This window comes from Pseudomonas sp. H1_F01, assembly GCF_054681425.1.
In genome coordinates, this window is sequence record NZ_CP162823.1 from 1216589 (window position 1) to 1230160 (window position 13572).

Annotated in this window: 12 protein-coding genes; 2 read left to right on the forward strand and 10 right to left on the reverse strand. The window is 62.0% G+C overall.

Features of this window, described 5'->3' with window-relative positions; genetic code table 11:
* Positions 1-120: 120 nt before the first annotated feature.
* From panC to dksA, 9 genes are all read right to left on the reverse strand, one after another.
* A complete protein-coding gene (gene panC, locus AB4O09_RS05600) occupies positions 121-981 on the reverse strand; it encodes a pantoate--beta-alanine ligase (protein ID WP_003205652.1) in 861 nt (286 codons plus the stop codon).
* Complete coding sequence (gene panB / locus AB4O09_RS05605; RefSeq protein WP_003205650.1) at positions 978-1778, reverse strand: 3-methyl-2-oxobutanoate hydroxymethyltransferase; 801 nt, start codon at positions 1776-1778, stop codon at positions 978-980. The genes panC and panB overlap by 4 nt, the downstream gene beginning before the upstream one ends.
* Positions 1779-2139: 361 nt before the next feature.
* On the reverse strand, positions 2140-2625 hold the full coding sequence (gene folK / locus AB4O09_RS05610) for a 2-amino-4-hydroxy-6-hydroxymethyldihydropteridine diphosphokinase (RefSeq protein ID WP_003205649.1): 486 nt from the start codon (positions 2623-2625) through the stop codon (positions 2140-2142).
* A 3-nt stretch (positions 2626-2628) separates the two neighbouring features.
* The gene (locus tag AB4O09_RS05615) at positions 2629-4026 is read right to left on the reverse strand and encodes a polynucleotide adenylyltransferase PcnB (protein WP_003205647.1); all 1398 of its coding nucleotides are present in this window, start codon (positions 4024-4026) and stop codon (positions 2629-2631) included.
* A 716-nt stretch (positions 4027-4742) separates the two neighbouring features.
* On the reverse strand, positions 4743-6173 hold the full coding sequence (locus AB4O09_RS05620; RefSeq protein ID WP_003205644.1) for a sigma-54-dependent transcriptional regulator: 1431 nt from the start codon (positions 6171-6173) through the stop codon (positions 4743-4745).
* 22 nt (positions 6174-6195) lie between these two features.
* Positions 6196-9150 carry a sensor histidine kinase gene (locus AB4O09_RS05625; protein ID WP_003205642.1) on the reverse strand — a complete coding sequence of 985 codons (2955 nt, stop codon included), beginning with the start codon at positions 9148-9150 and terminating at the stop codon, positions 6196-6198.
* Positions 9134-9310 carry a hypothetical protein gene (locus AB4O09_RS05630; RefSeq protein WP_003176118.1) on the reverse strand — a complete coding sequence of 59 codons (177 nt, stop codon included), beginning with the start codon at positions 9308-9310 and terminating at the stop codon, positions 9134-9136. Before AB4O09_RS05630 ends, AB4O09_RS05625 begins: the two co-directional genes overlap by 17 nt.
* A 78-nt stretch (positions 9311-9388) precedes the next feature.
* Positions 9389-10279, reverse strand: coding sequence for a tRNA glutamyl-Q(34) synthetase GluQRS (gluQRS, locus tag AB4O09_RS05635; protein WP_460108000.1), 891 nt, complete (start codon positions 10277-10279; stop codon positions 9389-9391).
* A gap of 231 nt (positions 10280-10510) precedes the next feature.
* Entirely contained in the window at positions 10511-10954 is a 444-nt protein-coding gene (gene dksA, locus AB4O09_RS05640; protein WP_003205639.1) for an RNA polymerase-binding protein DksA, read from the reverse strand.
* A gap of 351 nt (positions 10955-11305) precedes the next feature.
* Here dksA and AB4O09_RS05645 point away from each other — a divergent pair, with 351 nt between their 5' ends.
* On the forward strand, positions 11306-12478 hold the full coding sequence (locus AB4O09_RS05645) for a pyridoxal phosphate-dependent aminotransferase (RefSeq protein ID WP_027912140.1): 1173 nt from the start codon (positions 11306-11308) through the stop codon (positions 12476-12478).
* The gene (gene sfsA / locus AB4O09_RS05650; protein WP_003205634.1) at positions 12478-13224 is read left to right on the forward strand and encodes a DNA/RNA nuclease SfsA; all 747 of its coding nucleotides are present in this window, start codon (positions 12478-12480) and stop codon (positions 13222-13224) included. Before AB4O09_RS05645 ends, sfsA begins: the two co-directional genes overlap by 1 nt.
* Here the strand turns inward: sfsA and AB4O09_RS05655 are convergent.
* A complete protein-coding gene (locus AB4O09_RS05655) occupies positions 13180-13497 on the reverse strand; it encodes a Rieske (2Fe-2S) protein (protein WP_003205632.1) in 318 nt (105 codons plus the stop codon). The two genes, sfsA and AB4O09_RS05655, sit on opposite strands and share 45 nt — an antisense overlap.
* Positions 13498-13572: the final 75 nt, after the last annotated feature.

Here is a 13572-nt window from a genome sequence, read left to right on the forward strand (position 1 = left end):
GGAGCAAAGCTTGCTCGCGATGACGTGGTCAAATTCGACACGTATGTCGAATATCAGACCGCTATCGCGAGCAAGCTTTGCTCCCACAAGGCCCATCCCCAGATTGGGGCGGGTGTGGGTTCAGGCGGGGTTGTCGAGGTCCAGGTGCAGGTTGTCGATCAGGCGCGTGGTACCGAGGAAGGCCGCCACCAGAATCACCAGGTCACGGTCCTCGTTCAATGCCGGGCGCAAGGTCTTGGCGTGACGGATCTCCAGGTAATCGGGACGCAGGCCGGCAGCTTCAAGTTGCTTGAGCTGCTCACCGATCAGCGCCGGGAAATCTCGTCGACCCTGTTTGATGGCCTCGGCGATCTGGCTCAGGACGCGATAGACCACGGGCGCGACGGCGCGTTGATCCGGGCTGAGGAAGCCGTTGCGCGAGGACAGCGCCAGGCCATCCTCGGCGCGAACGGTCGGCTCGCCGATGATCTGGATCGGCATGTTCAGGTCATGGACCAGTGCGCGGATCACTGCCAGTTGCTGGTAGTCTTTCTGGCCAAACACCGCCAGGTCAGGCTGGACCATGTTGAACAGCTTGCTGACCACTGTCGCCACACCTTCGAAATGCCCTGGACGGCTGGCGCCGCACAAGCCTTCGGACAATTGCGGGACGCTGACCCGGGTCTGCCCGGCCATGCCGTCGGGGTACATCTCTTCGACGCTGGGCGCGAACAGCAGATGGCAGCCAGCCTGGAGCAGTTTCTCCTGGTCGGCCGCCAGGGTGCGGGGGTATTTGTCCAGGTCTTCGCCGGCACCGAATTGCAGGGGGTTGACGAAAATGCTCGCCACCACGAAGTCGGCCCGTTGCGCGGCCTTGGTGACCAGCGCCACGTGGCCGCTGTGCAGGTTGCCCATGGTCGGCACGAAGGCAATGCGTTTGCCTTCGCCGCGGGCACGGGCCACGGCGGCCCGCAGTTCGCGTACGGTTTTGACGGTGTTCATGCAGAAAACCCGTGTTCGACGCCAGGGAAGGTCGCGGCCTTGACCTCAGCGACATAGGCACTCAGGGCGCCCTGGATGGACGTTTGCCCTGCCATGAAGTCCTTCACGAACTTGGGCACGCGACCGGTGATCGACAGCCCGAGCATGTCGTGCAGCACCAGCACCTGGCCGTCGGTGGCGTGGCCGGCGCCGATCCCGATCACCGGGATCTTCACCGCCTGGGTGATTTCTTCCGCCAACTCGCTGGGCACGCATTCGAGCAGCAACATCGCCGCGCCAGCCTGCTCCAGCGCAATCGCATCGGCGCGCATCTGCCGCGCCTGGTTCTCATTGCGGCCCTGGACCTTGTAGCCACCGAGGATATTGACCGATTGTGGGGTCAGTCCCATGTGCGCGCACACTGGGATACCCCGCTCGGCCAGCAACCGAATCGAATCGGCCAGCCACAACGCGCCCTCGACCTTGACCATATGGGCACCGGCCTGCATCAGCATGGCGCTGTTGGTCATGGTTTGTTCAAGGGTGGCGTAGGCCATGAATGGCAGGTCGGCGAGAATCAGTGCATCGGTGTTACCGCGTTTGACGGCGGCCACATGGTAGGCCATCTCGGCGGTGGTCACCGGCAGCGTGCTGTCGTGACCTTGCAGCACCATGCCGAGGGAATCGCCCACCAGCAACACTTCGACACCGGCCTCATTGCAGGCGTGGGCGAAAGTTGCGTCATAGCAGGTCAGCATGGTGATTTTCTCACCTTTTTGCTTGAGACCTTGCAGCGTGGTCAGGGTAATAGCTGGCATGAAAAAGTCCTCATTAGGCGCTCTTGAGCTACTGCGAGTAACGCGCATGAATCGTCATCTATACAGGCGCACCCTCTATGTGTGGTGCTTGTAAGGCCTGGATTGCGCCCTTTAAACGCCGCGTTGGCGGCATCGGGACGCCTATAGTCGTGAGGAGCTCTCGGGAAGTCAATTGGATGTGTTACCGCCGGGTGTTACCGGGGTTACTGATGCGTTTCAGCGTAGAGGCGTGTTTCGGATCTGACTGCCGGGTCTGAATCCTGTGGGAGCGAGCTTGCTCGCGATGGCGGTATGTCAGTCATCCTGGATGCTGGATGTGCCGACGCTATCGCGAGCAAGCTCGCTCCCACAGGGATTTGCATCAGTTTGGAGGCAGGCGTTCCAGACCGGCGAATGGGCACGCCGCGAGCAGATCCTTGAGTGAGCGTCCATCGGCCAGGTGCAGGTCGGCGGGTGCCAACTCGGCCAGTGGGTACAGCACGAAGGCCCGGGCCTGCATGTGGTAGTGGGGGACCTTGAGGCGAGGCTCGTCGATCAGGCGATCGCCGAACAGCAGGATATCCAGGTCCAGGGTGCGCGGACCCCAGCGTTCCAGGCGTTCTCGACCCTGCCCGGTTTCGATGGCTTGCAGCGCATCGAGCAGGTCCAGCGGTGCCAGGCGGCTGTCCAGCGCCGCCACCGCGTTGGTGTAGCGCGGCTGGCCGGGCAGCAGGGAATCGCTTTGATAAAACGCCGAGACCCCCACCAGTTGGGTATCGGGCAATTGCGCCAGCGCCTGGATGGCACTGCGCAATTGTTCGGCGGGTTCCGCCAGGTTGCTGCCCATGCCGATGTAGATGCGTTCCATCGATTACTCGCCCGATGCGCTCGGTACACCGGCACGCTTGCGCTTGGCACCGCTGCTGCGACGGCGCTTGCGCGGGCCGCTGGCGCCTTCATCCTTGCCGCTGAGTTCGCGAATCATGTCGCGGCGCTCGCTGTCGTTGGCGTCCTGGTAATCGGTCCACCATTCGCCCAGGCCATCGGTCTGCTCGCCCGCGCTTTCACGCAGCAGCAGGAAGTCGTAGCCAGCGCGGAAACGCGGGTTGTCCAGCAGCAGGTCGGCACGTTTGCCGCTGCGCCGTGGCAGGCGTTCCTGCATGTCCCAGATCTCGCGGATCGGCATCGTGAAGCGTTTTGGAATGGCGATGCGCTGGCACTGTTCGGCGATCAGCTCGTGGGCAGCTTCCTGCATCGCCGGGATCGGCGGCATGCCACGCTCTTGCAGGCGCAACACCCGGGCCGGCAGGGCAGGCCAGAGCAGCGCGGCGAACAGGAACGCAGGCGTCACCGGCTTGTTCTGCTTGATGCGCAGGTCGGTGTTGATCAGTGCTTCGCTGATCAAGGTGTGGGTGTAGGTCGGGTTGTGCTCCAGGGCCTCGGCACTGGCGGGGAACAGCGGATCGAACAACTGCAGGTCCACCAGCATCTCGAAGGTGTCTGCGGCGTTGCCCGACAGGAACAGCTTGAGCACTTCCTCGAACAGGCGCGCCGAAGGGATTTCCCGCAGCATCGGTGCCAGTTCGCGAATCGGCACGGCGCTGTGTTTTTCGATGCCGAAATCCAGCTTGGCGGCGAAACGCACGGCCCGCAGCATTCGCACCGGGTCTTCCTGGTAGCGCTGCTTGGGGTCGCCAATCAGGCGGATCAGGCGATTGCGAATGTCGTGTACGCCGTTGGCGTAATCGAGGATGCGCTCGCTGACCGGATCGTAATACAGGGCGTTGATGGTGAAGTCGCGGCGTTGCGCGTCTTCCTCCAGCGTGCCGTAGACGTTATCGCGCAGGATGCGCCCGCTCTCGTTGCGGGAAGACTGGTTGCTGTCTTCCTCTTCATCGTTTTGCGGATGATTGGCGCGGAAGGTCGCCACTTCGATGATTTCGCGGCCGAAGTGAATGTGGACCAGCTTGAAGCGCCGGCCAATGATCCGCGCATTGCGAAATTCGGCCCGTATCTGTTCCGGCGTGGCGCTGGTGGCGACGTCGAAATCCTTGGGGGTGATGTTGAGCAGCATGTCGCGCACGCAGCCACCGACCAGGTAAGCCTGGTAACCGGCGTTCTGCAAACGTTCGACGATGTTCACCGCATAACGGCTGAACTGGGCCTTTTGCAGTGAATGCTGGCCGCTGTTGAGCACTTCAGGCGTGCTGCGAATGTGTTGCGTACGACGCAAGGGAGAACGGAATGACTGGAACAGCTTCTTCAGCATGGGATGCACTGTTTGAAGGAATATTCGGCCAAAAACGAAGAATGACCGCATGATGGGCCGAGATTCTAGCATTTAGTCGAGGGATGGTGTAGGACGGAGCAGTTTAGAGCTGCAAGCTTCAGCGACAAGCCTTGTAGGCTGCGGGGAGGCGGAACGACAGAAACCACAAGGGGAGCCGAAGCTCCCCCAGAATTAGTTACGTGCTCTATTTTTATTATTGGTTTCGGGCTTCTTGTTTTTGTTGAGTGCCCACGCCACAAGGTTTTTTCCTTTGTGACCCTCCCAATCGGGAGCCAAGAGCAAACGGATTGCTTTGGTCGCTGTGTTGCAGTGATCAATCGATCCAACCAGTTCAGGCACCTGTCTTGAGACAGTTTTTATTGTTCTCGGCCTGGTTGTGGGGCAAGCCCCAAATACAACGCCTCTCCAAAAGAATCAGTTAGCTGCGCCTCTCGCCGTCTTGTTTTTATTGTGCGTGAGTCGATTCGTCTTATTTTTATTGTCTTTTGCATTGCTTGTTATTGTTCTTGTACCAAAGCTATAGCAGGGTGCGTGCCAACTTTTGCGAGGCCCAGCGAAACCGGGCGTTCTAGGGTTATAACCATTTTTTCGGGGCGAAAAAAAACCGGGGTTTCGTTACCGTAAACCCCGGCTTCTGTTACGTGAAAAAGCTGAGGTAACAGTTTTTTCACATTCAGCGGTGTTACCCCCACACCTCAGCTTTCGCTGGTCGCTCCGGTCTTGCGCCGTGGAATTCCCAGGCGCTGGCGACGTTCCCACAGGCACTTGCGGCTTACGCCCAGCTTGCGTGCCAGTTCGGTCTCGGTCATGTGGTCCTGGTGTTCCAGGACGAAATGCTGGAAGTAATCCTCCAGGGACAGGTCTTCGGTGGGTTCGTGGCTGTTGTTGGCAGCGCCGCCCTGTTGCGGGGCCAGGCCGATGAACTCTTCGTCGTCCAGGTCACTCAGTTCGATGTCGATGCCCAGCAGGTCGGCCGAGATTTCCGGGCTCTCGCACAGGATCACCGCCCGCTCGACCGCGTTTTCCAGCTCGCGAACGTTACCCGGCCAGGCGTAATGACGAATGGCCTGCTCGGCGTCCGGGGCGAACTTGAGGTCGGTGCGGTTGACCCGCGCGCTCTGGCGAGCCAGGAATGCCTGGGCGATTTCATTGACGTCCGCGCCACGCTCGCGCAGGGCGGGCAGCTTCAAGGCGATCACGTGCAAGCGGTAATACAAGTCTTCGCGGAACTGGCCGATCTTCGCCAGGCTCTTGAGGTCACGGTGGGTAGCCGCGATCAGGCGGACGTCGACTTTTTGCGACTGCACCGAGCCGACCCGGCGGATTTCGCCTTCCTGAAGCACCCGCAGCAACCGCGCCTGGGCTTCCAGCGGCAACTCGCCGATTTCATCGAGGAACAGCGTGCCGCCGTCCGCCGCTTCCACCAAGCCTGCGCGCCCGGCGCTGGCGCCGGTGAACGCACCTTTCTCATGACCGAACAGTTCGGACTCGATCAGGCTTTCCGGGATCGCCGCGCAGTTCACCGAGATCATCGGCGCCTTGGCCCGGCGTGACAGATTGTGCAGGGCACGGGCTACCAGCTCCTTGCCGGTACCGGACTCGCCCTGGACCAGGACATTGGAGTCGGTCGGTGCCACCTTGCGGATCTTGCTGTACAGGTCCTGCATGGGCGGGCAGGAACCGATGATGCCAATTTCGCCATTATTGTTGCTGGCGCCGGCTTTCGCCGAGGCACTGGCCTTGCCGGCGGGTTCCGCCGGGTTACTGGTCGCCGCCTGTCGGTCACGCAGGATGCGGGCCACGGCCTGGAGCATCTCATCGTGGTCGAACGGTTTGGCGATGTAGTCCACCGCACCCATTTTCATGGAGTCGACCGCCGAGCGCAGGCTGGCGTAACTGGTCATGATCAGCACGGGTGTGCCCTGGCCGAGCTTGATCAGCTCGGTACCCGGGGCGCCAGGCAGGCGCAGGTCGCTGACGATCAGGTCAAACGTGGGAATGCTGAAACGTTCTTGTGCTTCCTGCACTGAACCGGCTTCGCTGACCTGGTACTGGTTGCGTTCCAGCAGGCGGCGCAAGGCGGAGCGGATAATTGTTTCGTCTTCGACGATCAAAATGTGCGGCATTGATTCGATTCTCTCGACGGTCTCAGTTCACAGCGGACGTCGCTTCGACATGACGCGGCAAGGTCACCCGGATACGGGTGCCGCGTTGGCTTTGTACATCGGCCGGGCTGTCGATGGTGATTTGTCCATAATGCTCTTCAACGATGGAATAGACCAGTGCGAGGCCCAGACCGGTGCCTTCGCCAGGATCCTTGGTGGTGAAGAAAGGTTCGAACAATCGGTCCATGATGTTCTGTGGGATACCGCTGCCTTCGTCTTCGACGATCAGGTCGACCGTGTGTTCGAAGGCTTCACTCTTGACCCGCACCGCGCTGCCGGCCGGTGAGGCGTCCCGCGCGTTGGATAGCAGGTTGATCAACACCTGGGCGAGCCGCTGGGGGTCGCCATCGACCCAATGGTCCGGATCGCACAGGTTGAAGAATTGCACTTCGAAATTGCGCCGGTTGAGCGCCAGCAGACCAATGGCATCCTGGGCCACTTCGGCCAGACAGACGGGCTCGTCATTGTGCTGGTGACCGCCGGCATGGGCGAAGCTCATCAGTGATTGGACGATGCGCGACACGCGCTTGGTCTGTTCGAGGATCTGGCCGCTGATTTCCGTCAGCTCGCCGTCGTCCTCGCGCTCTTCGCGCAGGTTCTGCGCCAGGCAGGCGATGCCGGTGATCGGGTTGCCGATTTCGTGGGCCACCCCGGCGGCCAGCCGGCCGATGCTTGCCAGTCGTTCGGAGTGGACCAGCTTGTCTTCGAGCATCTGGGTATCGGTCAGGTCTTCGACCAGCAGCACCAGGCCGCTGTTACCCGGCGCCAACGGCTCGTCGATCGCCGCCTTGTGCAGGTTCAGCCAACGGGTCTGGCCGTCGAGGGCCAGGTGCTGTTTGTGCAGGTGCTCGTCCGGCAGGTTGATGAAGCCTTGCAGCAAGCCTTTCCACGGCTCGCCCAGGGTGCTCAGGCGTGAACCGACCACGCGCTGGGCCGCGATCCCGGTCAGTTCTTCCATGGCCTTGTTCCACATCAGGATTTCCTGGTCCTTGGCCAGGGAGCACACGCCCATCGGCAGTTCCTGCAGGGTCTGGCGATGGTAACGGCGCAAGGCGTCCAATTCGGCGGCAAGGCCGGTGAGGCGCGAATGGTAATCCTCGAGGCGGCTTTCGATGAAGTGGATGTCTTCGGTGACGTAGTTCTCGCCGCCGGCCTTGTAGGGCAGGAATGTCTCGACCATGTCCTGGGCCACGCTGGGGCCCATCAGGCCGGACAGGTTGGCCTCGATCCGGTCCCGCAGACGACGCAGAGCATACGGACGACGTTCATCGAAGGGCAGGTAGAGGTCGCGCAGGGCCTGTTCGACTTCCTTTTGCGCGGCCTTGGCGCCCAAGGGCTTGGCCAGTTGCGTGGCGAATTCCTGGGGCGAGGCGGCGTGCAGCTCGCGGCGCTGCGGGCGGCGGACGTTGTCCACCGCGCAGGCTTCGGCGGCGCTGGCCTCTTCGCTGCTGGCGTTGGTGAACAGCGAGATCAGGGTGAACATCAGCACGTTTGCCGCCAAAGAGGCGATGGCCGCCATATGCCAACTGGTGTCGTCGAGCACGTAGATCATGTTCAGCAGCGGAATATAGAAGCCCTGCAGGTTGCCCATCAGCGGCAACAGCATCGCGACCAGCCACACCAGGATCCCTGCCAACAGGCCGGCGATGAAGCCGCGGCGGTTGGCGGTCGGCCAATACAGCACCGACAGCACGCCGGGCAGGAACTGCAAGGTGGCAACGAAGGCGACGATGCCCAGGTTGGCCAGGTCCTGTCCCTCACCCAGCATCAGGTAAAAACCGTAGCCGGCCATGATGATCGCGACGATCAGCGCCCGCCGTGTCCATTTCAGCCAGCGGTAGATATTGCCTTCGGCCGGTGGTTGGTAGAGCGGCAGCACCAGGTGGTTGAGGGCCATGCCCGACAATGCCAGCGTGGTGACGATGATCAAGCCGCTGGCCGCCGACAGGCCGCCGACATAGGCCAGCAACGCCAGGGCCTTGCTGTTGGCGGCGATGCCGATACCCAGGGTGAAGTATTCCGGATTGGTACTGGCGCCCAGCTTCAAGCCGGCCCAGAGGATCAGCGGTACCGCCAGGCTCATCAGCAGCAGGAACAGCGGCAGGCCCCAACTGGCGCTTACCAGCGAGCGCGGGTTGAGGTTTTCGGTAAAGGTCATGTGGTACATGTGCGGCATCACGATGGCCGATGCGAAGAACACCAGCAACAGCGTGCGCCATGGGCCTTCCTGCAAGGGCGTATGCAGGGCGGCGAGGGCTGTCTGGTTCTGCAGCAGCCACACTTCCAGCTGTTGTGGGCCGTCGAACACGCCGTACAGGGCATAGAGACCGACACCACCGATGGCAATCAGCTTGATCACCGATTCGAAAGCGATGGCGAACACCAGGCCTTCGTGTTTTTCCCGTGTGGCGATGTGTCGGGAACCAAAGAAAATCGTGAACAGGATGATCAGTACGCAGAAGCTCAGCGCCACCCGGTGCTGCACCGGCTCGCGGGTCAGGATGCTGATGGAGTCGGCCACGGCCTGGATCTGCAGGGCCAGCAGCGGCAGTACCCCGACCAGCATGAAGATCGTGGTCAGCGCGCCGGCCCAGGTGCTGCGAAAGCGAAAGGCGAACAGGTCGGCCAGCGACGACAGTTGGTAGGTGCGGGTGATTTTCAGGATCGGATAGAGCAACACCGGCGCCAGCAGGAACGCGCCCGATACGCCGAGGTAACTGGAGAGGAAACCATAGCCGTACTGATAGGCCAGCCCGACCGTGCCATAGAACGCCCATGCGCTGGCATAGACACCCAGCGACAGGGTGTAGGTCAGCGGGTGGCGGATGATCGCCCGGGGGATCATGCCTCGTTCGCTGATCCAGGCTACGCCGAACAGCACTGCCAGGTAGGCGGCGCTGATCAGGACCATCTGGGTCAGGCTAAAGCTCATCGGCATCTTTTTGGCTCTGCAGGATGAAGGTCACGACAATCAGGATCAGCCAGAGCAGATACGGCCGATACCAGGCACCCGTGGCATCGATCCACCAATCCATGATGGCCGGGGAGAACAGATAAATCCCCACTACCAGGAGCAGGACCAAGCGATAGATATACATCCCGGCCTCTCTAATTTATGCGCGTGCCCAAAAAACGTGCGGCGATGGTAACGGATGGGCGCCAAGCTGCAAGGGCCGTCAACGTATTTGCGCTTCGGGCAGGCTCAGTGTGCGCGGGATCTTGCCTGCATCCCAGTGGCGAATGCCCCAAGCCAGCAGTTCCCGTGGGCTGGCATCGACCAGTTCGAGGCCCGGTTGCTGGCCCAGCGCGCGCAACGCCCGTAACAGCAGTGGCGTGGCCTGATCGGCAGCCAGGGGCGGTGAGCGGTAGGATTTACCGAGCTTGTGCCCATCAGGCTGGGTGATCAGCGGCACGTGCAGGTAACGCGGTTGCGGCAACCCGAGCAGTTCTTGCAGGTAGAGCTGGCGCGGCCTGGAGTCCAGCAGGTCGGCGCCGCGCACGATATCGGTCACCCCTTGCCAGGCGTCGTCCAGGACCACGGCCAATTGATAGGCGTAGAGCCCGTCACGGCGGCGGATCACGAAGTCACCGACCTCACGGCCCAGGTGCTGGCGGAACTCGCCCTGGACCCGGTCGGTGAAGTGGTACTCAAGCTCGGGGACGCGCAGGCGGATGGCGGCGTCCTCGGTGCGGTGCCCGGCGTTGCGGCACAGCCCCGGATAAATGCCCTGGTACGCCTCCAGTTGCTTGCGCGAACAGGTGCAGGCGTAGGCCAGGCCCTGGCTGAACAGCCGGTTGATGACCTGATCGTAGGCGTCATGGCGCTCGCTCTGGCGAACCATCTCGCCGTCCCATTCGAACCCGTAGCTTTCCAGTGCCTTGAGAATCGCTGCTTGCGCGCCCGGTTCTTCCCGGGGCGGGTCGAGGTCCTCCATGCGCAGCAACCAACGCCCGCCCACGGCGCGGGCATCCAGGTACGACGCCAGTGCGGCGACCAGTGAACCGAAGTGCAAGTGGCCGCTGGGGGTGGGGGCGAAGCGGCCGATGTAGGGGGCGGTGGCAGTCATAGGGCGAATGTTACTGAGTCTGGGCGGTAGGCATACAATTTCGACAATGAAGCGTATCCCCTGTGGGAGCGAGCCTGCTCGCGATAGCGGTGTATCTGTCACATCAAGGCTGGCTGACCCACCGCTTTCGCGAGCAGGCTCGCTCCCACAAGGAGGCGCCAGACTTGGAGACGGTATCGGAAACAAAAAACGGAGCGTATGAACGCTCCGTTTCGGTGACAGCCCCGGCAGTTACTTGCCGACCTGTTTTTCCTTGATTTCCGCCAGGGTCTTGCAGTCGATGCACAGATCGGCTGTCGGGCGGGCTTCCAGGCGGCGAATGCCGATCTCGATGCCGCAGGACTCGCACCAACCGTATTCTTCGTCTTCGATCAACTGCAGGGTCTTGTCGATTTTCTTGATGAGCTTGCGCTCGCGATCACGGGCGCGCAGTTCGAGGCTGAACTCTTCTTCCTGACTGGCACGGTCGGCCGGGTCGGGGAAGTTGGCCGCTTCGTCTTTCATGTGATCCACGGTGCGGTCGACTTCCTGCATCAAGTCCTGTTTCCACTTGTTCAGGATCTTGGTGAAGTGCGCGCGCATGGGGGCGCCCATGTACTCTTCGCCAGCTTGCGGGACGTACGGCTCAAACCCGCTGAGCGACTGATTTTGATTTTGCTTTGCTTGGGTGGGCATGAATGGACCGCCTCTACTCTTGTAATCCACTACGCAGGATTGCTCCATCACCGACACCTGCCGGCCCTGCGGCTGCAAGCGGGCGAACTTACCAGATCAAATCGGGCCGCGCTACTCCCGGTTGTCGAGCCTGCGGCGACCGAGGCCTGTAAAACGTGGCGGGGTTCGCTTCGGTGGGGATTTAAACCTGCTCAATGCTTGATTCTAGTCAAGCCTGGGCCAATCGCGGGAGTCATTTCCTGCAATTCACGGGCTCAGACCACTTGCGGTTCGCGCGCGTTCCCGCAGTTGTTTCTGACTTGGCTGGAGAGTTGGGTAGAATCGGTTCTTTTTCCCCCTGAAGGAAGGCCAATGGCTCAGCCCTACAGTGCGCGCAGCCGCGCCATCGAACCTTTCCATGTGATGGCGTTGCTGGCCCGTGCCAACGAGCTGCAGGCCGCCGGGCATGACGTCATCCACCTGGAGATCGGCGAACCGGACTTCACCACCGCCGAGCCAATCATCCAGGCCGGCCAGGCCGCGCTGGCGGCGGGCAAGACCCGTTACACCGCGGCCCGTGGCATCCCCGAGCTGCGCGAGGCCATCGCCGGTTTCTACGGCCAGCGCTACGGGGTGGAGATTGACCCCAGGCGCATCCTCGTGACTCCGGGCGGGTCCGGCGCGTTGCTGCTGGCCAGCGCCTTGCTGGTGGACCCAGGCAAGCATTGGCTGCTGGCCGACCCCGGTTATCCGTGCAACCGTCATTTCCTGCGCCTGGTCGAAGGGGCGGCGCAATTGGTGCCGGTGGGGCCGGATGTGCGTTACCAATTGACGCCAGACCTGGTGAACCGTTATTGGGATCAGGACAGCGTCGGTGCGTTGGTGGCCTCACCGGCCAACCCGACCGGGACGATTCTCACCCGGGACGAGCTGGCGGGGCTGTCCAAGGCCATCAAGGGCCACAACGGCCATCTGGTGGTGGACGAGATCTATCACGGCCTGACCTACGGCACCGACGCCGCCAGCGTGCTGGAAGTCGATGACGATGCCTTTGTCCTTAACAGTTTCTCCAAGTATTTCGGCATGACCGGCTGGCGACTTGGCTGGCTGGTGGCCCCTTCGGCGGCTGTCGGCGAGCTGGAAAAGCTCGCGCAGAACCTCTACATCAGTGCGCCGAGCATGGCCCAGTACGCCGCCCTGGCCTGTTTCGAGCCGGCGACCATCGAGATCTTCGAGCAGCGACGGGCCGAGTTTGCGCGGCGCCGTGACTTTCTACTGCCGGCCTTGCGTGAATTGGGCTTCGGTATTGCGGTGGAGCCGGAAGGGGCGTTTTACCTCTATGCCGACATCAGTGCGTTCGGCGGCGATGCCTTTGCGTTCTGCCAGCACTTCCTGGAGACCGAACACGTGGCCTTTACACCGGGCCTGGATTTCGGCCGTCATCAGGCCGGCCACCACGTGCGCTTCGCCTACACCCAGAGCCTGCCGCGGCTACAGGAAGCGGTGGCACGAATCGAACGCGGACTACGGAGCTGGCAAGGCTGATGCATTTTTTCCCTGCGTTGGAAGAAGGTCGCTTGATTCGACGTTACAAGCGTTTTCTCGCCGATATCGAGACCGTTCATGGCGAACTGCTCACTATTCATTGCCCCAACACCGGCTCGATGCTCAATTGCATGGCTGAAGGTGCGCGTGTCTGGTTCAGTCGCTCCAGCGACCCCAAGCGCAAGTTGCCCGGCACCTGGGAAATCGGCGAAACCCCTCAAGGGCGGCTCGCCTGCATCAATACCGCGCGGGCCAACGCCTTGGTCGAAGAAGCCTTGCGCGCCGGGGTCATCAGCGAACTGAAAGGGTTTACCGGGCTCAAGCGGGAAGTGGCTTATGGGGTGGAAAACAGCCGCATCGATTTTCGCCTGGACTACGATCAAGGCTCGGCCTGGGTCGAAGTCAAAAGTGTCACGCTGGGTTTCGATGGCACGAATGTGGCGGCGTTTCCCGATGCGGTGACCCTGCGCGGGGCCAAGCACCTGAGGGAGCTCGCCTGCCTGGCCCGGGAAGGTGTGCGGGCGGTGCAGCTGTATTGTGTGAACCTGAGCGGCATCGAAGCGGTGCGCCCGGCACAGGAAATCGACCCGGTGTACGCCGCGGCCTTGCGTGATGCGGTGGCGGCGGGTGTGGAGGTGCTGGCCTATGGGGTCACGCTGACGTCCGAGCAGATGTGGGTGGACCGTGCGTTGCCGGTATTGCTAGAGCTCGACCCAGATGCCTTGCTCGTCCTCCCGGCTGTCTAGCGCAGCGAGGAACTGACCGGCGCAGGGGCCGGCTACGCATTCGCCGCTTTCGATCAGAAACAGTGCGCCGTGAGTGGCGCACTGGATCAGACTGGCGCTGGGGTCGAGGAACTGGTCGGGTTGCCATTCCAGCGGTACGCCCCGGTGCGGGCAGCGGTTGAGATAGGCATAGACCTGGCCGGCGCGCCGCACGGCCAGCACCTTGCGCCCATCGAGGTCGAAACCGCGACTGCCGTTGTCGGGCAATTGGGCGGCGGTACAAAGAAACTTCATGTGTGTCTCAATATTTGTCGGAGTGAATCCACTGTGGGAGCGAGCTTGCTCGCGATGACGGCGGCACATTCAACA

Excerpts from the sequence above, each read along its gene's own strand:
- panC (WP_003205652.1), bottom strand. The coding sequence starts at position 981 with ATGAACACCGTCAAAACCGTACGCGAACTGCGGGCCGCCGTGGCCCGT.
- AB4O09_RS05645 (WP_027912140.1), top strand. The coding sequence starts at position 11,306 with ATGGCTCAGCCCTACAGTGCGCGCAGCCGCGCCATCGAACCTTTCCAT.
- sfsA (WP_003205634.1), top strand. The coding sequence starts at position 12,478 with ATGCATTTTTTCCCTGCGTTGGAAGAAGGTCGCTTGATTCGACGTTAC.
- AB4O09_RS05620 (WP_003205644.1), bottom strand. The coding sequence starts at position 6,173 with ATGCCGCACATTTTGATCGTCGAAGACGAAACAATTATCCGCTCCGCC.
- AB4O09_RS05625 (WP_003205642.1), bottom strand. The coding sequence starts at position 9,150 with ATGCCGATGAGCTTTAGCCTGACCCAGATGGTCCTGATCAGCGCCGCC.
- AB4O09_RS05615 (WP_003205647.1), bottom strand. The coding sequence starts at position 4,026 with ATGCTGAAGAAGCTGTTCCAGTCATTCCGTTCTCCCTTGCGTCGTACG.
- AB4O09_RS05655 (WP_003205632.1), bottom strand. The coding sequence starts at position 13,497 with ATGAAGTTTCTTTGTACCGCCGCCCAATTGCCCGACAACGGCAGTCGC.
- panB (WP_003205650.1), bottom strand. The coding sequence starts at position 1,778 with ATGCCAGCTATTACCCTGACCACGCTGCAAGGTCTCAAGCAAAAAGGT.
- folK (WP_003205649.1), bottom strand. The coding sequence starts at position 2,625 with ATGGAACGCATCTACATCGGCATGGGCAGCAACCTGGCGGAACCCGCC.
- gluQRS (WP_460108000.1), bottom strand. The coding sequence starts at position 10,279 with ATGACTGCCACCGCCCCCTACATCGGCCGCTTCGCCCCCACCCCCAGC.
- dksA (WP_003205639.1), bottom strand. The coding sequence starts at position 10,954 with ATGCCCACCCAAGCAAAGCAAAATCAAAATCAGTCGCTCAGCGGGTTT.
- AB4O09_RS05630 (WP_003176118.1), bottom strand. The coding sequence starts at position 9,310 with ATGTATATCTATCGCTTGGTCCTGCTCCTGGTAGTGGGGATTTATCTG.